Origin of the sequence: Polaribacter marinivivus (assembly GCF_042651285.1) — a bacterium.
Taxonomy (GTDB): domain Bacteria; phylum Bacteroidota; class Bacteroidia; order Flavobacteriales; family Flavobacteriaceae; genus Polaribacter; species Polaribacter marinivivus.
The window spans coordinates 473,817-493,982 of record NZ_JBHSCY010000002.1 but is presented as its reverse complement, the minus strand read 5'-3'; the positions used below and the strand labels follow the sequence as shown (position 1 = coordinate 493,982).

Genomic DNA, 20,166 nt, shown 5'->3' with positions numbered 1-20,166 from the left:
TTAAAAGCTGGCAGAAAAATACTAATAAAACAAGCATAACTTTTTTTAGCATATATATTAAGCACAGTAATTGTTTAAGACTGTGCGAAAAAAAATTAAACTTCAATTAGGTGATAAACGTGATTCCTTTAATGGAAACATTAAGAAGCCTTACTATCTATTTTTAGAAATGGGAGAGAAGCAGTTTGTTTTTTCAAACAAGGTGAAAGCAAAAAAATGGTTAGTTACTTTTGAAAATAAATTAAACTCACTCACTAAAGAATTAATACATTCAGTTCCTAAACTTTACGAATACAATGTAAAATTGTCTTTATATATGACTTTTCCAGAACAGAAAAGATTTAGAAACAATTTAGATTATTCAATAGAGAGATATTGGTTATTGTATAATTCAGATTATATAAGTTCTATTTCTAGAGAAATTTATAATATAATTTCAGAGATTGAATTTCAATTAAAATTCTACGACAAGCTATTATCAAAAAATAGCAGAAATCAAAATATGCTTAATGAAGTTAAGGTTGAAATAAAACACTTAAAATATCTAAAAAACGATTTCGATGCTTTGTTTGATGTTGACAAAAATTTAATTTCATTGGCTGATAAACAAAGTAAAAAAATATACACTTCAGATTCATCAGAAAAATATTTACGTATCGCCTAATTTTTTCTCAAAAAGTATAGAGAAGTATAACAATTCTCTAACTCTCCCAATATAATTTTTATCCCAAAAAAGACTTCTTTTTATTATCAATTTAATTTGTTTATTGCCTTATTTAATTTTTGCGAGATATCTGCAAAATTTTAAGCGTTTAAATCTAGTTTTTCATCATTTATGAACTCCTAGTTCAGAAATGATAGAAAATCTCTTTAAGGGGCTTAAAATTAGCTTATCGAGTAAAAATTATTTATTTGCACTAAACTAAATAAAATATAATCCATTTAAAGTATCATATTTTAAAATAATAAATTTTTAAATATCAAAGTAGTTGTTAGGGGGTCTATAGTAACACCCCTTGCCAAGTTACGAAATCGGAAAAAAAAACAAGCTTTCTCTCTGAATAACAGTATTTTAGCTCAAATGTTAAAAAAAAGTTAAAGAAATTTACAACTTATTGAAAATCAATACATTATGTAATATGTTGATAATCAGCAGATTAATAGATTTATATTAATAAAAATATGCATTTGTATTTCTTTATAATTTTATTAATTTTAGAAACACAAATTGCTATTTATTATAAACCCCTTTTCATATCTAATTACCAACATTTAAATGTCAGAAAACCAATTACAATTGCATCAAACTTTATGGAATATTGCTAACGATTTACGTGGAAATATGGATGCTGATGATTTTAGAGATTACATTTTAGGCTTTATTTTCTATAAATATCTAAGTAAAAAAATGAGTTTGCATGCAAATGCAATTTTAAAACCAGATGGTTTAACTTATGATGATGTATTAGGTCATGAACAAGAAGAATTGTTATTACAAGAAATAAAATTTTCTTCTTTAGATGCTTTAGGATATTTCTTACATCCTACAGAATTGTTTGATGAAATCGCCAAAAGAGGAAACTCTGGTGGTGTGAATAAGTTCATTTTAGAAGATTTACAAAAAGTGTTGACTAACATTGAGCAAAGTACAATGGGTAGTGAATCTGAAGAAGATTTTGGAAACCTTTTTGAAGATTTAGACTTAACAAGTAGTAAACTAGGTAAAACAGAAGAAGCCAAAAACGAATTGATTGTTAAAGTGTTAACGCATTTACAAGGTATTGATTTTGACTTAGAAAATGATGAAAATGATTTGTTGGGTGATGCTTACGAGTATTTAATTGGTCAGTTTGCCTCTGGAGCAGGGAAGAAGGCAGGTGAGTTTTATACGCCACAACAAGTTTCAAAAATTTTAGCACAATTGGTAACTACCAATAAAGAGCGATTAAAATCTGTGTACGACCCAACTTGTGGTTCTGGTTCTTTACTATTAAGAGTTGCTAAAGAAGTAAAAGAAGTAGGTAGTTTTTACGGACAAGAAAGCAACCCAACCACCTACAACTTGTGTAGAATGAATATGATTATGCACGATGTACATTATAAAAAGTTCGATATTTATAATGAAGATACATTGGTAAATCCATCTCCAAAACATATAGACAAACGTTTTGAAGCCATTGTTGCGAATCCTCCTTTTTCTGCGAAATGGAATCCAGATAGTATTATTAGCGACGAACGTTTTTCGCCTTATGGAAAAATGGCACCCAAAAGTAAAGCCGATTTTGCCTTTGTACAACATATGATTCATCAATTAGATGATACTGGAACCATGGCTTGTGTATTACCTCATGGAGTATTGTTTAGAGGTTCAGCAGAAGGCCATATTCGTAAATATTTAATTGAAGATAAAAACCAATTAGATGCTGTAATTGGTTTGCCATCTAATATTTTTTATGGTACAAGTATACCTACTTGTATTTTGGTATTACAAAAAAACAAACCTACAACTGACATTTTATTTATTGATGCCAGTAACGATTTTGATAAAGTAAAAACGCAAAATGTGCTGACAGACCAACATTTGGCAAACATTGTAGCAACCTACAGAGCAAGAGAAACCAAAGACAAATACAGTTATGTGGCCAGTTTAGAAGAAGTACAAGAAAACGACTACAATTTAAACATACCACGTTATGTAGATACGTTTGAAGAAGAAGAACCTATAGATATAACTGTAGTTGCTAAAGATTTAAAAGCCTTAGAACAAGAAATGGCAACTACAGACAAAACCATTGCAGATTTCTGCCAACAATTAAATATTGAAACACCATTTTAGACAACTTGTTGTCATCCTGAACTTGTTTCAGGATTTTATACTAATTACAAAATGACCAACAGCACACCCACAAAGCCTAAATTGATACCTAAACTTCGTTTTAAAGAGTTTGAGGGTGAATGGCATAAAAAAAAATTAAGGAATATCTCTAGTTTTTTAGATTCAAAAAGAATTCCCTTGAGTCAAACAGAAAGAAAAACTAAAAAGGGTAAGTATCCTTATTATGGTGCATCTGGTATAATAGATTATGTACAAGATTTTATTTTTGATGGAGAATATGTTTTATTAGGTGAAGACGGTGCAAATATATTAATGAGAAATTCGCCTTTAGCTTTTATAGTTTCAGGTAAATTTTGGGTTAATAATCATGCACATGTAATTAAAGCAAATGATTCAAATAAGTTTTTATCAGAAAGTTTAGAAAGAATTAAATACGATAAATATAATACAGGTACTGCTCAACCAAAATTAAATGCTGAAGTTTGTAAAAATATTATAATTCCAATTCCAACCCTCCAAGAACAACAAAAAATAGCATCTTTTTTAACAGCAGTAGATACCAAAATACAACAACTCAAAAAGAAAAAAGAGTTGTTAGAAAACTATAAAAAAGGAGTAAAGCAACAATTGTTTTCTCAGCAATTGCGTTTTAAAAATGATGATGGTTTAGATTTTCCAGATTGGGAAAAAACAAAACTGAAGGAGTTAAGTGAACCAATAACTAAAGGAACTACACCTAAAAAGTTTATTAAAAAAGGTGTAACTTTTATAAAAATTGAAGGCATCAGAGGGTTAAGATTTAATAAAGAAAAATGTTTATTTATTAAAGAGGAAACTCATTTTAAGGAATTAAAAAGGTCAATTCTAAAAGTTAACGATATATTATTTGCAATTGCTGGTTCTGTAGGTAAACTTGGAATAGTAACAAAAGATTTATTGCCTGCAAATACCAACCAAGCTTTTGCTATTATTAGGTTAAAAGACTTACGATATTTAGAATTTATAATACAAGTGTTAAATTCTAGAATGATGAAAAAGTATATTTATCAAAGTATTAGTGTTGGTGCTCAACCAAATTTAAATTTAGAACAAATGGGGAATTTTAAATTTCTTCTTCCATCCCTAAAAGAACAACAAAAAATAGCCAATTATTTAAGTGCACTCGATGAAAAAATTACGAATGTAGAATTACAAATTACGAATACACAAACGTTTAAAAAAGGCTTGTTACAGCAGATGTTTGTTTAGAAAATTAGAAATGGGAAAGAAATTAATACAAAACGAAAAAGATTTTTTAAATATTTTAGAAAGTTATCCTAACGAATATATACCAGCGCATATATTTAGTGCGATAAGTGGAACGGGTTTTAAGATAAAAAATTTAGATTTTGCTTACATTCTAAATCCAATCATTAAAGAAGGCAAAAGTGAACTTATTTCAGATTTTGTATTAAAAACAATATCAAGTATAGCGTATAAAAATGAAGAAGATAAGGACAAAATTATTAAAACAATATATTTTACGAACTGTACATTTAATGATAGTATCCTGCTTTTTAATCAATCTTTAAATTTAAATTTTGTAAACTGTATCTTCAATAGTGCGTTGATCATCCCAAAATATAGTCAAAGTATTAATTTTTCTCATAATTGTACTTTTAAAGGAAATGTTACCTTTAATACAACAGATTCTTTAATTAGATTTTCAGATTGTTTTTTTAAAAAAAAATTAAATATGGATAACGTTGTTTTCGAAAATAAAATTCGTTTTCATAAATGTAATTTTGAAAAAACACTTATTTTAAATAACACCTCTTTTAAAGATCTTGCTGATTTTTGGGGTTCTACATTCCATGAAAGAGTTATTTTTTACAAAGTCAATTTTAATGAAACTACTGTTCTTTCATCGGTTACTTTTATAAAAAATGTATTATTTACATATAGTAAAATTAAAACACTATTAATTTTAAGAGGTACAAATTTTAAAAGAGGTTTAGATTTATCACTAGCAATAATTGAAGGAGATTTATCCTTGTTTGATATAAGTTTAAATACTTTTAAATCAATAAATGGTCCTTTTAAAGAAGATAAATGGTTAGAGTCTTATGATGGAATAGTAGCTGAAATTGGAGATATACCAGTAATTAATAAAAGAGAAACATACAGAATTATAAAAAATCAATTGATTGATCAAAAGAACGGTTTTGAAGCATTAAAGTATTCTTATTTAGAAAATAGAACTTATAGAAAAGAGGTTTTTTATAAAATGTTTCCATTTTCTATAAATAATCTAAAAGAAAAAATTAAAAATCACTTTTCAAGAGAAAATAAAATATCTCAATTTTTGAGAAAGCTCAAAAACAATGTTTTACAGTTTTTAAAATCTTTTTATAATTGGTTCAATTTATTCTTTAATTATGTTTTATTAACTCTAAATAGGATATCAAACAGACATGGAACTTCTTATTTTTTTGGTATAATTTTCACTTTATTAGTTGGTGCTTTATTTTATTACCTTTCAGTTTTAAACACTAGTAAATATGAATTTTCAACAAGCATAGATTGGAATATATTTAGTGAAAATATTGCAACTTATGTACAGTTTTTAATTCCTACACATAGATTTATATATATTGATGATTTAATAGATAAATCTCAACTAACTGCTGGATTTTTTATTTGGGATATAGTTGGTAGAATTTTTGTAGGTTATGGAATTTATCAAACTATTCAAGCATTTAGAAAGTTTAAATAAATATGAATGAAGAATTAAACATAAAGCGTGGTGTTTTGGGTGATTTTCCACTACCAAAAACTGTATATAAATATAGAGATTGGGAAGATGATTATCATAAAAGATTTATAACAGAACGTGAAGTGTTTATGGCTTCTGCAAGTTCCTTTCTAGATGAATTAGATTGTAATAATCCAACTAGGTTTGATTTACTATCAGAAAAACAAATCTATGATTATTTTTTGTTTGACTCAAAAGAAAGACACCCAAACTATACAAGACAACAGCATAAAACTTTTGCAAGATATTGGGCAAAAAAATCTCCTGTAAGAGATAAAAAATATGTTGAAGAGCAAATGAAAAAAAATGTTCAATCATATTATGACCATGAAGGAATCTTAAGTTTGACTGAAAATTGTGATAAAGATGAAATGTGGGAAAAATATGCAAATAAAGAAACAGGTTTTTGTATAGGATATAATACATTAGAAATGTTTAAATATTTGGGAGGTGGAGGAGAGGTAGAATACGTTGACAAACTTCCAGAAATTTATCCTTTTCCTTTTATGCAACATGAAGTAGCAATGAGAAATAGAACTTTTTTTAAATTAAAAGAATGGAGTTTTGAAGAGGAATATAGAACAAAAAAGTTTTGGCCTCATATCGCAACAATACAAGACAGACAAATAAAACTTCCAAAAGAAGCTTTTAAACAAATAATATTAGGAAATAAAATTTCAAAAGAAAATGAAAAAGAAATAATTAGATTAGTAAAAAAACATATTGGAGAAATTGAAATAATAAAACGTAACGATTTAAAAAAGTAAAATAATAAACTCCTAAATCCAATCTATAAAACAATAAATTTAAAAATTATAAAAATGAAAAAGAAAATTAATTTTTTAGTTATATCTCTTCTTATTTCAGTACACTTATGTTCACAAGATAAGACTGAGTTAGAAAAATTAGCAAAAAGAAATCAGATTAATCACATTTCTAATTCTTTCCAAGACCTAAAAGACGGATTATTTTATTATTATCAAAATGATATAGATTCATTAGGTGAAAATAAAATTTACAATAATGCACTTTTAAATATATATTTTAAAAATATTATATCTTCATATGCTACCAGTACAGGCGATTTATCTTTTAATAATTACTTCGCAAATATAAATTCTTCTGATGGTACTCTTACCCTTGGAAAATCCTTTAGACTAGACAACTTTTATATATCTTCAGAAAAAAGAAAAGCAAACAAACTTTTGAAACCAATAAAAAAAATAGGAAATTTATTAACTATTTATACTAAAGCTAATTACAGTAATGGTTTTGCTGACATCTATTCTGAAAAAGAGATCGATGATGTAAAAACATTTAAACTAAAAAGTGATTTAGGTATAGGTTTTAAGTATACACACATTTTTAATGGTAGTACAACAACTTTAAATAAGAAAAAGATAAAAGATTTTCGAGAAACTTTTGTTAAATCTGCTATTAGTTCAAAAATTTCTAGTTATGAAAAAAATGAATTGAATAGTGAACTAGCTATATTAAATTATAATGTTACAGACGAAAATATAAAGAAAAAGAACAAACAAAAATTGGTGCAAAGTAAATATTTTGATTTTTATAGACAGGTCTTAGAAGAAGAATTAAAATACGCAGCATCACAGGGTTTTATATCTTCTTCAACTGTTAGTTGGCTTTCCTTTTCTGCTTACATTCCAATTACAAATAGAATAATTTCTTACACTTTAAATAATGAAGATATATTAGAACAAGAATATAAAGATTATAATTTCACTTTAACATATAACATTCTTTTTAATAAAAATAATTTTGGTTTTCTTAAAAACACATCTTCTAAAATAACATTTGAAACTTCATATTTTAAAACAAATAATTTTATAGCAAATAATGATAGTCCTGTTAAATTTCAAGAAATTATAAAAGATAATTCTGGCACATTAGTAGAGGGAACTTCTACTAATGTATTTAGTGGAGATTATAATCCTTTTTGGGGTAAATCTCTTAAAGGAGAAATAGCTTTTCTATTTTTAAATAATTCAATAGGTTTAAGTGCTGCAGGTGAACTAACTTATGGTGATATCGAAAATCAAAATTGGAAACTAGGTATTCCTTTTAGCTTAAAAGATAAAGATGGAGAAAATACAGTTAATTTTGAACTTCAATTACGTGAAATAAATAAATTTCGTTTTGTTGGAATTAGTGTAGGTTATAATTTTGGTAAATTCGTTAAGTAAGCTATAGCTATGACCAAACAATCAGAACTTCAACTAGAAAACAAACTCATAAAACAATTAATGGGTTTGGGCTATCAAAACATAACTATTTTAGATGGAGTTTCTTTGGTTGCTAATTTAAAAAGTCAGTTAGAAGAGTTTAACCAACTTAATTTTTCAGATAAAGAATTTAAAAAAATACTAAATCATTTAGAAAAAGGAAATGTTTTTGAGAAATCTAAAACGTTAAGAGGTCGTTTTCAGTTTGAAAATGATAGAGGAGAAGCTACTTATATACGTTTTTTTAATAGCGAAAATTGGAATGACAACTTATTTCAAGTTACTAATCAAATCATACAAGAAGGTACTTACAAAAATAGATATGATGTTACATTGTTAGTCAATGGTTTGCCTTTAGTTCAAATAGAACTTAAAAGACGTGGTTTAGAAATAAAAGAAGCGTTTAATCAAATAAATCGCTATCAAAGACATTCTTTTTGGTCTAATCATGGATTATTTCAGTATGTACAACTGTTTATTATTAGTAATGGAGTAAATACTAAATATTTAGCAAACAATGCTTTACAATCTGTAAAACAAACCTTCTATTGGTCTGATATTAATAATAAAAACATCAAAGAATTACCTGATTTTACTAATACTTTTTTAAATCCAGATCATTTGGGTAAAATGATTGCTAAGTATATAGTAAGAAATGAAACGCATAAAATTTTAATGGTATTAAGACCTTATCAATATTATGCTGTAGAAAAATTAGTAGCTCAAGTAGAAAACACTACAGAAAACGCTTACATATGGCACACCACAGGTTCAGGTAAAACCTTGACATCCTTTAAAGCAAGTCAGATTATTATGGACTTACCAGAAGTGGATAAAGTTTTATTTGTGGTTGACAGAAAAGATTTAGACTATCAGACCATGAAAGAATTCAATTCTTTTAAAAAAGATAGTGTAGATGTTACCAACAATACAAGCAGTTTGGTTAAACAATTGGCAGATGAATCTAAATTAGTGTTAACTACCATTCAAAAATTGAATAATGCGATTTCTAAAAATCATTATGAAAAGCAATTATCTAGCTTAAAGAATAGGAGAGTGGTACTTATTTTTGATGAATGTCATAGAAGTCAATTTGGAGATACTCATCAAAAAATAACAGATTATTTTACAAATTCTCAATTATTTGGATTTACAGGAACTCCCATTTTTGCTGACAATGCCTCTAAAAATGATTTAGGCAAAAGAACTACTAAGGATTTATTTGGTGAATGTTTACATAAGTATGTCATTACAGATGCAATAGCAGATGAAAATGTACTAAAATTTGGTGTTGAATATATAGGAAGATATAAACAAAAAGGAAGAACATTATTAGACATAGAAGTTGAAGATATTGACAAAGCCGCTGTTTTTAAAGATGAAAGAAGGTTACGTAAAATTGTAGATTATATTATTTCTTATCATAACACTAAAACTTTTGACAAAGAATATTCTGCATTATTTGCAGTCAGTGATATTAAAACCTTGATAAAATATTATGATATTTTTCAAGAAAAGAAAAGGGTAGGTGAACACAATTTAAGAATTGCAACTATCTATTCTTATGGAGCCAATGAAGCCAATGAAGATGCACAAGATTACATTCCAGACAATGAAATATCAAAAGCTGCAGAATCTGATTTTGGTTATTCAACTTCAAGCCATTCTAGAGAAAAACTAGATGTTTTTATTGAAGACTATAACAAAATGTACAATACTAGTTTTTCTACAAAAGATAGTGTACAATTTGAAAATTACTTTAAAGATATTAGTAAACGATTAAAAGACAGGGAAAAGAAAACTTTTAATGATGCAAAAGATAGATTGGACATTGTAATAGTGGTTAACATGATGTTAACTGGTTTTGATGCAAAGAAAGTAAACACTTTGTATGTAGATAAAAACTTAAAACATCATGGATTAATTCAAGCGTATTCAAGGACTAACAGAATATTGGGAGAAAAAAAATCACAAGGAAACATCTTATGTTTTAGAAACTTAAAAAAGGCTACAGATGAAGCCATTACTTTATTTTCTAACAAAAATGCTAGTGAAACAATTTTTACTCCACCATATGAAAAAATTGCAGAAAAATTTGATGAAGCTCTAGAAAATCTTTTAAAAATAACGCCTACACATCAAAGTGTAGATGATTTAATTGGAGAAGAGCAAGAATTAGCTTTTGTAAAAGCATTTAGAAAAATATTAAGAGTAAAAAATGTTCTTGAATCTTATGTAGATTTTAATTGGGAAAATTTAGGAATTGATGAGCAAACTTTTGAAAATTATCAAAGCGAATATTGGGATTTGTATGATAAAGTAAAAAACGAAAATCAAACTAACAAAGCATCTATTTTAGATGATATAGATTTTGAACTAGAATTAATTCATAGAGATAAAATCAATGTAGTTTATATTTTACAATTATTATCAAAATTAAAAACTGCTGATAAAAATGAAACAGCAAAACAGAAAAAAGCGATTATAGATTTATTAGGAGGTGATGTCAAATTAAGAAGTAAAAGAGAACTCATAGAAAAATTTATAGAAGAAAACTTACCTAAAATTTCTGATACTGATACAATTACAGATGAATTTGAAAATTATTGGCAACAAGAAAAAGTAAAAGCATTATCTAAGATTTGTGATGAAGAAAACTTAGACCAAGAACAGTTTAATGCTTTAATTCAAAGTTACACCTATAATGGTCAAGAACCCATTAGACAAGACATTTTTAAATGCTTAGACAATAGACCCAGTATTTTAAAAGCACGTGAAATTGGTGACAGAATCATTTCTAAAATGAAAAAATTTGTAGATATCTTTATTACAGGAATGACTGGGTAAAAACTAAAACAATAATAAATTAAAAAATAACTTAAATATTACATATTATTCTTATGAATGGAATTTCAAAAATAATTATTGATTTATCAAAAACAACTATGTTTAGTGGTATTGAATCATTAGATTTTAAATCAAAAAGTAAAGATCATATTGGAGAGCTATTAGTTACATTTAATAATCAAAAAATAAATGTTGATGTATTTAATAATGATGATTATGAATCTGTTGCTAAGAGAATAATAAATAAAGCTAAATTTTAAAATTTTCATTATTTTATAATTATTTGTATTATTGCACAACTGTGCTATAATTTATATTATGTTAAATAGAATATTTAAAAACCCTTACTCTACATGTGTTGGGTATAATAATTATAATCTTTTAAAACTATAGAAATAAAGTCTTTATCGCTCTTATGTACAGATTTTATTTGTGTAACTTCTAAAATCTTAGAACGTAATTTAATGAGCGTTTTATAATCATTAAATTTAGATGCTGTTTTAAATGTTTCTTTAATAATACGAATATCGTTGTCAGATAATTTAATCACACTTGGATACGTGGGCACATAATCGTTAGTAATGTTTTCTAATATGGTATGAGAAAAACTAACTTCATCTTTTAAATACACAACTATGGTATTGGCAATAAGATCCCCAAAACGTTGGTTTTTATTAGTGAACAGAATTAAAAAAAATCCTATTCCTTTACCAATTAAAAATAAAACCATTATTAATGCATATTGATCTGATAATCCCATAGATGCAACATAAATAAACAACAACATAAAAAAGTTAAAATCTACAATTCGTAAAAACCAACGAATTACATAATCTGTAATAGAAGGTTTAAAACCATCTACATTCATTACTTTTAAATGCATTATTTTTTTACCTAAAGTTTGTCCGTCTAATAAAATCTCTGTGTATAAAGAATAAAAAGTTACAGGTAAAAAAAACAAAACGTCAATGGCTTTAACTGTCCAAGCATCTGTACCTACACCTTCTTGAAACAAATTAAAATCGAAAACTAAGGTGCCAAAATAGAGATAGGCAAACTTTACAACGTTATCTAAAATAAAGGCCAATAATCTTTGAAATACACTTGCTAAGGTAAATGAGATATTTACATTTTGTGCTGTTTTTATTTGGAGTGTTTTCATGCAATCGTTAAATTCGCTCTATATGAGAGAGGTCGCTTTTATTAAGCAAAATAAAGAAAAATGGCTTGAATTTGAACAAAGTTTTCTAAATAAAGAAAAAAAAAGTCCAGATGATATTGCCAATTTGCACATAAAAATAATGAACGATTTAGTTTATGCGCAAACTTATTATCCTAAAAGCAAGGTTACCAAGTATTTAAACAAGTTAGCCAAAAAAAGCTTCGATTATGTTTACGATGCAAAAAGAAGAGATAAAAATGTAATTTTATATTTCTTTTTTGATAAAGTACCACTCCTCTCCTACAAATACAGAAAATATTTTTACTTATCGTTTATTGTATTCTTTATTTGTTTTTTTATCGGCTTAATTTCTACCTTTAATGATGAAACTTTTGCTAGACAAATTCTAGGAAACGAATATGTAGATCAAACCTTGCAAAATATAGAAAGTGGTGATGCTATGGCTATTTATAAAGGAGGTAGTAATTGGGGTACTTTTATAGGTATTTATGACAATAACCAAAGAGTGGGTTTAAATATGTTTTTATCTGGCCTCTTTATTGGTATAGGTACAGGTGTTTATGTAGTGTATAATGCAATAATGGTTGCTGTTTTTCAAGCTTTTTTTTACCAACAAAACACTTTATTTGATAGTTTAAAAGGCATTTGGATTCATGGTACTTATGAAATTTTTGCACTTATTATAGAAGCTGGAGCTGGATATATTATTGGAGCAAGCATCTTGTTTCCAGGGACTTTAAAACGATTAGAATCTTTTACAAAAGGCATAAGAAATGCGTTTTATATTTTTATAAGCACTATTCCATTTACTTTAATTGCAGCTTTTTTAGAAGGATATATTACTAGATATGCGAATACTATGCCTGTATTATTGTCTTTTTCAATTATATTATTTTCGTTAGTGAGTATTAGTTATTATTACTTGGTACTTCCTTTTCAAGTAGCCAATAAATACCAACTACGATAAATGAGAAAGTATTTAGCTTCCCTCCTTTTCATATTAACTCTATACACTTCTTATTCACAAGAAGTTACAAAAGATAGTACTCAAACTATTAAGTCAGCAGAAGTTAGTAAAGAGAGGGTTTTTAAAGAAAATTTAAAAGAAAAATATTCAGGTAAAGATTTTCAATACAAAGAAGAAAAAGTAAAGGTTAATAAAAACACTTCGTCTAGTAGTGGTTTACTTGAATTTTTCGTTTTTTTTATGAGTAAAATCTTTCCCTTTTTGTTAGGCGGATTTGTTTTGTTTTTACTACTAAAAGTGATTTTTGGTTTAGAGTTTAATTTTTGGCAAAAAAGCAATGCAAACCAAAAAACAACTCCTTTAATTTATGAAGATGAAGATGTTAACGAAATAAATATTGCTAAATTATTACAACAAGCCTTGCAAAATAAAGATTTTAGATTGGCTGTACGTTATTATTATTTACAGGTGTTAAAAGACTTATCAAATAAAAAAATCATAGATTATCATAAAGACAAAACCAACTCTGAATACTTGTTTGAAATTGATAATAAAGCACTTAGAGATCAGTTTTCGCATCTGTCTTATATTTATGCATATGTTTGGTATGGTGAATTTTTACTAGATGAAAATAGCTTTAAAAAAGCTCAAAACAAATATCAATCGTTTTTAAATCAATGGAATTAATGCAGACTAAACACTTCATAAAATACATTGTTTGCTCCTTTTTGTTTTTACAAATTATAGGATGTAAAAAAACGAATTGGACAGAAAATTATAGAGAAAAAGAAAAAAGTCCTTTTGGTACATTTATCATAAAAAATGAAGCGAATACACTATTTGAAGGTGAAGATTTTGTATTCTTAAATACACATATCTACGATTATCTTTTTGAAAATTATGAAACTACATCAGCAGATTTTGGCAACTACATACTCATTAAAAGAAATGCAATAAAATTAAATGAAGAAAGTATTAGAGATGTTTTGTCTTTTGTTGCAGATGGTAATAATGCCTTTTTATCTTTAAATTATTTTTCTGATGAATTACAAAAATCTTTAGAATTTACAAGTAACAATTTAGATAAAAATTTATTAAGTATAGCTACTTTAAAAGAGCGTAAAGGCACTTTTAAAATAAAAGATGCTACTAAAAATAAGGTTTCTTTTTATTTTGATAGAAACATTAAACGCCACTATTTTATAACATATAATGATACAACTACTACAGTCTTGGGTACACATAAAATAGGTGAAGAAGAATTACCAAACTTTTTAAAAATACAATATGGTAAAGGAGCTGTTTTTGTGCATACTAATCCTGTTGTGTTTACCAATTACTTTTTATTAAAAGATACTTATTCTTATACAGAACAGGTTTTTTCATATCTCCCCTCTTCTACTATACTTTGGGATCCTCATACTGCTAATAGCAAGTATTTAAGAAATATAGAGGAAGATAAGGGGTCTGTGTTTAGCTTTTTTTTAAGACACCAATCGTTAACATGGTTTTTATTTACTACCCTAATTGGTTTATTTTTATTTTTATTCTTTAATGCAAAAAGAAAACAAAGAGCTATACCTGTAATTCCTAAACCAGAAAATACTACAGTTGCTTTTACACAAACCATTTCTAGTTTGTATTTAAAAGAACAAAATCATAAGAATTTAGTCGATAAAAAAATTACTTATTTTTTAGAAAAAGTAAGAACAAAATACCTTTTACAAACACATAATTTAAATCAAGAATTTATAGAAAAATTAGCACTAAAATCTGATAATGATTTTTCTAAAACCAAATATTTAGTAAATACAATTATTACTTTAAATAAGAAACAAGAATGTTCTAAAGAAGAACTACTTGTATTACACAAAATGATAGATAATTTCTTTAAAAATAAACGAAATGGAGACACCAAATAACGAAACAAACGAAGAGGCATTAGCATTTACAAATCGTATAGATTTAAGCCAATTACAAGAGAGTGTTTTTAACATTAAAAAACAACTACAAAAAGTAATTGTTGGTCAAAAAGAAATGATAGATCTATTGTTAGTAGCTCTACTTTCTGATGGGCATGTATTAATAGAAGGTGTACCTGGTGTTGCAAAAACCATCACAGCTAAATTATTGTCTAAAACTATTGCTGTAGATTTTAGTAGAATACAATTTACACCAGATTTAATGCCTTCAGATATTTTAGGAACTTCTGTTTTTAATGCTAAGATTAGTGATTTTGAATTTAAAAAAGGACCTATTTTCTCTAACATGGTATTAATTGATGAAATAAATAGAGCTCCTGCAAAAACACAAGCTGCACTATTTGAAGTTATGGAAGAAAAACAAATTACTATGGATGGTGTGCGTTACGAAATGAATGCTCCTTTTATGGTATTAGCCACACAAAACCCTATAGAGCAAGAAGGTACATATCGTTTACCTGAAGCTCAATTAGACCGTTTTTTATTTAAGATAGTTGTAGATTATCCAACAGCAGAAGACGAACTAGAAATTGTAATTAGAGAACAAGCTTTAAAAAACACTACAAAAGATGAAAAAATAGAGACTATTATTAAAGGTGAAGAAATCATCAACTTTAGAAAGCTAATTCATGAAGTTAATATTGAAGAAAATTTATTAAAATACATTACCAATGTTGTGGTAAATACTAGATCTAATGCACAATTGTATTTAGGGGCTTCACCTAGAGCAACTATTGCCATTTTAAATGCATCTAAAACATTTGCAGCTATAGAAGGACGTGATTTTGTCACTCCAGAAGATATTAAAAAAGCTGCTATTCCTGTTTTACAACATAGAGTTATTGTTACTCCAGAAAGAGAAATGGAAGGCGTAACAAGTAAACAAATTATTGAACAGATTATAGAATCTGTTGAAATACCAAGGTAAACTAAGAACAATTTAAACACCAATATACAAGAGAAATTGATAAAACTATTTCGTACATTATTTTTAACCAATAGGTTTTTTTATGCTTTAGGAAGCATTGCTACTTTATTTGTAGTAGGCTTTTTTGCTCCTTTTGTATTTACAGTTGCTCAAGTACTACTATTAATGTTAGCTATTTTAACCTTAATAGAAATTGTGGTTTTAAATGGTCAAAAAAATGGTGTTGAATTACTTCGTATATTACCTGAAAGATTATCTAATGGAGATGAAAATAAAATTTCACTACAATTAAAAAACAAATACAGTTTTGATGTTTTTTTAAATATGATAGAAGAACTCCCCTACCAATTTCAAAAAAGGGATTTCTATTTCACACAAACACTTACTAAGCAAGAAGATAAAACACTCCATTATTTCTTAACTCCCAAAGAAAGAGGAGTATATACATTTGGAAAAGTAAATGTATATACAAGTTCTAAACTTAAATTAACCTCAAGAAAATATCAATTAGCAGAAGAAAAAGAATTAAAATGCTATCCTTCTTTTTTACAGTTAAATGAATTTGATGTAAACATAGCTAACAAATCTTCTTTGTCTTATGGCACTAAAAAAGTAAGACGAATTGGAAATTCACTCGAATTTGAACAGATAAAAGAATACATTTCTGGAGATGATATAAGAACCTTAAACTGGAAAGCTACAGCTAAAAGAGGTCAGTTAATGGTAAATCAATATGTAGAAGAAAAATCGCAATCTGTATACGCTATTATAGATAAAGGGAGAGCCATGCAAATGACTTTTGAAGGGGTAACCTTATTAGATTATGCCATTAATGCATCTTTAGCAATTAGCAAAATAGTACTTAAGAAGCAAGACAAAGCAGGTATGCTTACTTTTTCTAAAAATATCGAAGATTGGGTTGTTGCAGAACGTAGAAATTCTCAAATGACTTTAATTTCTGAGGCTTTACATTATGTAAAAACAGATTTTAGCGAATCTGATTTTAGTGCCTTGTACAGTAACATTAAAAGAAAAATAACCCATAGAAGTTTACTTATTTTATTTTCTAATTTCGAAACTATGGATGGTTTACAAAGACAACTCCCCTATTTAAGAGCGTTAGCAAAAAATCACTTGGTATTGGTTGTCTTTTTTAAAAATACAGAATTAGATATTTTAATGCATAAAAAGGCAAATAATATACAAGAAGTTTATGATACCATTATTGCTGAAAAGTTTATGTATGAGAAGAAAAGAATTGTAAATGAACTTGCTAAATATGGTATTGCTTCTGTATTAACAGAACCTAAAAACTTAACAGGCAACACAATTGAAAAATATTTAAATCTTAAAGCAAGAGGATTATTTTAATTTTTTACATTCGCACTTTAAAAAATTTATTTTATGGATTGGTATTTAAAAGTTTTAAGAAATTATGTAACGTTCACAGGTAGAGCAAGAAGAAAAGAGTTCTGGATGTTTACGCTTTTTCATTTTTTATTCCTTTTTCTATTAATCTTTTTACTAATCTATTCTACAGATAATTTCTTTAATGACGATTATTACAGTGAGTCTGAAGAGCCTAATTTAATTATAGCCTTATTATTAATTTTTTATGTTTTAGGTACTTTTTTACCCTCTGTAGCAGTTACAGTTAGAAGATTACATGATATAGGAAAAAGTGGTTTTTGGTACTTTATTTCTTTAGTACCCTATATTGGTTCTTTTGTTTTATTAATTCTAACATGTATGGATAGTCAGCCTAGACCAAATCAATGGGGAGAAAATCCTAAAGGAATTGGTAATGATCGATTAATAGATCAAATAGGTAGAGAGTAATCTACTCTATAGGTTTCCATTTTCCATAATAAAAAATAGATGTTCTATGACTACTATTTACATCTAATTTTGCACTTCTATTAGGAAATAGTGTTAGCACCATTTTTAAACTTTCACCCTCAGTTCTAACATCAAATACAAGCTCTTGCTTTTGTTTTTTCTTATTAAATTTTGATGTAGATTTTTTAGGAATTCCTTCAAACTGAATACCTGAATTACTTGAATTATATCCTATAGAAAGTTGTTGCTCACCAAAATAAGGCAAACTTATATATAAAGAATCATTTCTAACTCTTAGATAGTTAGGGTTATTTACTAAATTTATGCTTGCTGTATTGCTACCTGGAGGTAATAAATTTTCAATTCCCCTAACATTAGCAAAAGCAACAGGATTAGCAGAATTAGCTTCAAACATAAAATATCCTTTATCTAATGTACTATTTAAATCTGACAGTTCTTTCTCTGTAGCCAATTTAGTTGAAGAACAGCTATATAAAATTACAATAACGAAAATGTATAAAATCTGCTTCATATGTCTTAGTTTTACTTAAAAACTCATCAAATTTAGTACCAAACCTAAATATTGAAATTATATTTGTTTATAATTTAAGTAAAATTAATGAGTTTAGAAATTATTTTTGAGGATGAATACATTCTTTGTGTAAATAAACCTAATAATGTATTAGTACATCATGCACATTTATCTAGAAACGTGGCTGATGAAGATTCTTTATTACAATTGATAGAAGCCCAAAAAGCACTTAAAGTTTATCCAATACATAGATTAGACAGAAAAACATCTGGAATTATTTTATTGGCAAAACATAAAGAATATATTGCAGATTTTCAGTCATTATTTACCAATAACACCATTCAGAAAACTTATTATGGAGTTGTTCGTGGTTTTTCTCCTGAATCAAAAATAATTGATTCTCCTGTAAAAGGTAGAGATGCAAAAGTACATAAAGATGCACTTACAGAATTAAAGACATTAGCAAAAGTAACTTTAAACATACCAGTAAAACCCTATGACTCCTCTAGATATAGTTTAGTTGAATTATTACCAAAAACAGGGAGAATGCACCAATTAAGAGTACATATGAATAAAATTAGTCATCCATTAATTGGAGATGCAAAATATGGTGACAAAAACCACGATTTGATGTATGAGAATCAATTTGGGTTTAACAATTTATTCTTACATGCAGGTCAATTAGAATTTACACATCCTTTTACTAATGAAAAATTGGTTTTAAAAGCTACTTTTCCAAAAGACTGGCTATCTTTATTTGAAAAATTTGATTGGAGTAATCCTTTATCATAAAAAAAATCCTGCAATTTGCAGGATTTTTATTTATTGTTCTATAGATTGTGCAGTAAAACTGACCAATTCATTATTCTCAAAACTAGGAGAAACTTCTATAGGATTACAACAAACTTCACAATCTTCTATATAAGTTTGATGATATACACTAGTATCTAACAACATCGAAATTTCTTCCCAACAATAAGGACATTGAAAAAAATGCTCCACTACTCTTCTATTACTTTTAAAACTAGCTTACCTTTTTTCTTACCAGTAAATAAACGATTATACGTTTCATGAAAGTTTTCTATACCTTCGTAAATATCTTCTTTAGATTTTAATTTACCTTCTTGCATCCAAACTCCCATTTGTTTTGCTGCTTCTCCGAATTTTTTAGTGTAATCCATAACCACCATTCCTTGCATTGTAGAACGTGTAACTAATAACGATAAATAATTACTTGGACCATCAATTTTTGATTTTTGATTGTATTGAGAAATTGCACCACAAATAACCACTCTAGCATGCATTCTTAACTTACTTAAAGCTGCATCTAAAATTTTACCTCCAACATTATCAAAGTACACATCAACACCCTTAGGACATTTCTTTTTTAAAGCTGTGTAAATATTCTCAGATTTATAATCTATAGCATCATCAAAACCTAATTCGTTAATGATATAATCACATTTTTCTTGACCACCAGCAATACCAATAACAGTACATCCTTTTATTTTAGCTATTTGCCCAACAACACTTCCGACAGCACCTGCTGCTCCTGAAACCAAGACAATATCACCTTCTTTAATTTTTCCTACTTCAGTAATTCCGAAATAAGCAGTCATACCTGGCATACCCAAAATACCAATATATTTTGGCATTGGCGCTAAACGAGTGTCTACTTTATACCAGCCATCTCCATTTGTAATGGCATATTGCTGAACACCTCCCCAACTTGTCACTACATCTCCAATTTCGAATTTTGGGTTTCCATTATTTTTAATCACTTTACCTATAGAACCAGCTCTCATAACATCATCTATAGCAACAGGTGGAATATATGATTTGGTATCATTCATCCAACCACGCATTGCAGGATCTAATGAAATATAATGATGTTCTACCAAAATTTCACCTTCCTCTAATTCTGGAACAGGATTCGTTTCTAATTGCCAAGTATCTGCATCTGGCACTCCAACAGGCCTCTTTTTAAATATAATTTGTTTATTGTGCATAGT

Annotated in this window: 19 protein-coding genes; 15 read left to right on the top strand and 4 right to left on the bottom strand. The window is 27.2% G+C overall.

Going from position 1 to position 20,166, the window contains the following annotated elements:
- The first annotated feature begins 82 nt into the window (after positions 1-82).
- The 8 genes from ACFOWD_RS10335 (at position 83) to ACFOWD_RS10300 (ending at position 10,983) form a co-directional block, all read left to right on the top strand.
- Positions 83-664 carry a hypothetical protein gene (locus ACFOWD_RS10335; protein WP_377410332.1) on the top strand — a complete coding sequence of 194 codons (582 nt, stop codon included), beginning with the start codon at positions 83-85 and terminating at the stop codon, positions 662-664.
- A 612-nt stretch (positions 665-1,276) separates the two neighbouring features.
- Positions 1,277-2,836 carry a type I restriction-modification system subunit M gene (locus tag ACFOWD_RS10330; protein WP_377410331.1) on the top strand — a complete coding sequence of 520 codons (1,560 nt, stop codon included), beginning with the start codon at positions 1,277-1,279 and terminating at the stop codon, positions 2,834-2,836.
- Positions 2,837-2,887: 51 nt separating this feature from the next.
- Complete coding sequence (locus ACFOWD_RS10325) at positions 2,888-4,084, top strand: restriction endonuclease subunit S (protein WP_377410329.1); 1,197 nt, start codon at positions 2,888-2,890, stop codon at positions 4,082-4,084.
- 10 nt (positions 4,085-4,094) lie between these two features.
- Entirely contained in the window at positions 4,095-5,591 is a 1,497-nt protein-coding gene (locus ACFOWD_RS10320) for a pentapeptide repeat-containing protein (RefSeq protein ID WP_377410327.1), read from the top strand.
- 2 nt (positions 5,592-5,593) lie between these two features.
- A complete protein-coding gene (locus ACFOWD_RS10315) occupies positions 5,594-6,397 on the top strand; it encodes a DUF2971 domain-containing protein (protein ID WP_377410325.1) in 804 nt (267 codons plus the stop codon).
- Between the two features lie 54 nt (positions 6,398-6,451).
- Entirely contained in the window at positions 6,452-7,837 is a 1,386-nt protein-coding gene (locus ACFOWD_RS10310) for a hypothetical protein (protein ID WP_377410323.1), read from the top strand.
- A 9-nt stretch (positions 7,838-7,846) separates the two neighbouring features.
- Positions 7,847-10,723 carry a type I restriction endonuclease subunit R gene (locus ACFOWD_RS10305; protein ID WP_377410321.1) on the top strand — a complete coding sequence of 959 codons (2,877 nt, stop codon included), beginning with the start codon at positions 7,847-7,849 and terminating at the stop codon, positions 10,721-10,723.
- Positions 10,724-10,776: 53 nt separating this feature from the next.
- A complete protein-coding gene (locus tag ACFOWD_RS10300; protein WP_377410319.1) occupies positions 10,777-10,983 on the top strand; it encodes a hypothetical protein in 207 nt (68 codons plus the stop codon).
- 89 nt (positions 10,984-11,072) lie between these two features.
- On the opposite strand, the gene ACFOWD_RS10295 is transcribed toward ACFOWD_RS10300, so the two are convergent.
- A complete protein-coding gene (locus tag ACFOWD_RS10295; protein WP_377410317.1) occupies positions 11,073-11,885 on the bottom strand; it encodes an RDD family protein in 813 nt (270 codons plus the stop codon).
- 22 nt (positions 11,886-11,907) lie between these two features.
- Here ACFOWD_RS10295 and ACFOWD_RS10290 point away from each other — a divergent pair, with 22 nt between their 5' ends.
- From ACFOWD_RS10290 to ACFOWD_RS10265, 6 genes are read left to right on the top strand one after another with little or no spacing between them, the layout of a single operon-like run.
- Positions 11,908-12,873, top strand: coding sequence for a stage II sporulation protein M (locus ACFOWD_RS10290; protein WP_298993113.1), 966 nt, complete (start codon positions 11,908-11,910; stop codon positions 12,871-12,873).
- Positions 12,874-13,560, top strand: a complete 687-nt coding sequence (locus ACFOWD_RS10285) for a DUF4129 domain-containing protein (RefSeq protein WP_377410315.1) — start codon at positions 12,874-12,876, stop codon at positions 13,558-13,560.
- Positions 13,560-14,795, top strand: a complete 1,236-nt coding sequence (locus tag ACFOWD_RS10280) for a hypothetical protein (protein ID WP_377410313.1) — start codon at positions 13,560-13,562, stop codon at positions 14,793-14,795. Before ACFOWD_RS10285 ends, ACFOWD_RS10280 begins: the two co-directional genes overlap by 1 nt.
- Positions 14,779-15,783, top strand: a complete 1,005-nt coding sequence (locus tag ACFOWD_RS10275; protein WP_377410311.1) for an AAA family ATPase — start codon at positions 14,779-14,781, stop codon at positions 15,781-15,783. The genes ACFOWD_RS10280 and ACFOWD_RS10275 overlap by 17 nt, the downstream gene beginning before the upstream one ends.
- A 36-nt stretch (positions 15,784-15,819) precedes the next feature.
- Positions 15,820-17,154 carry a DUF58 domain-containing protein gene (locus ACFOWD_RS10270; RefSeq protein ID WP_377410309.1) on the top strand — a complete coding sequence of 445 codons (1,335 nt, stop codon included), beginning with the start codon at positions 15,820-15,822 and terminating at the stop codon, positions 17,152-17,154.
- 33 nt (positions 17,155-17,187) lie between these two features.
- A complete protein-coding gene (locus ACFOWD_RS10265; RefSeq protein ID WP_377410307.1) occupies positions 17,188-17,622 on the top strand; it encodes a DUF805 domain-containing protein in 435 nt (144 codons plus the stop codon).
- A 1-nt stretch (position 17,623) separates the two neighbouring features.
- Here ACFOWD_RS10265 and ACFOWD_RS10260 read toward each other — a convergent pair whose 3' ends face one another.
- Entirely contained in the window at positions 17,624-18,154 is a 531-nt protein-coding gene (locus ACFOWD_RS10260) for a DUF4251 domain-containing protein (RefSeq protein ID WP_377410305.1), read from the bottom strand.
- An 87-nt stretch (positions 18,155-18,241) separates the two neighbouring features.
- On the opposite strand from ACFOWD_RS10260, the gene ACFOWD_RS10255 reads away from it, so the two are divergent.
- Complete coding sequence (locus ACFOWD_RS10255; RefSeq protein WP_377410303.1) at positions 18,242-18,946, top strand: pseudouridine synthase; 705 nt, start codon at positions 18,242-18,244, stop codon at positions 18,944-18,946.
- Between the two features lie 30 nt (positions 18,947-18,976).
- Here the strand turns inward: ACFOWD_RS10255 and ACFOWD_RS10250 are convergent, their stop codons facing one another.
- Both ACFOWD_RS10250 and ACFOWD_RS10245 read right to left on the bottom strand, forming a co-directional pair.
- The gene (locus tag ACFOWD_RS10250) at positions 18,977-19,156 is read right to left on the bottom strand and encodes a CPXCG motif-containing cysteine-rich protein (RefSeq protein ID WP_377410301.1); all 180 of its coding nucleotides are present in this window, start codon (positions 19,154-19,156) and stop codon (positions 18,977-18,979) included.
- Entirely contained in the window at positions 19,156-20,163 is a 1,008-nt protein-coding gene (locus ACFOWD_RS10245) for an NADP-dependent oxidoreductase (RefSeq protein ID WP_377410299.1), read from the bottom strand. Before ACFOWD_RS10245 ends, ACFOWD_RS10250 begins: the two co-directional genes overlap by 1 nt.
- Between the last annotated feature and the right edge of the window lie 3 nt (positions 20,164-20,166).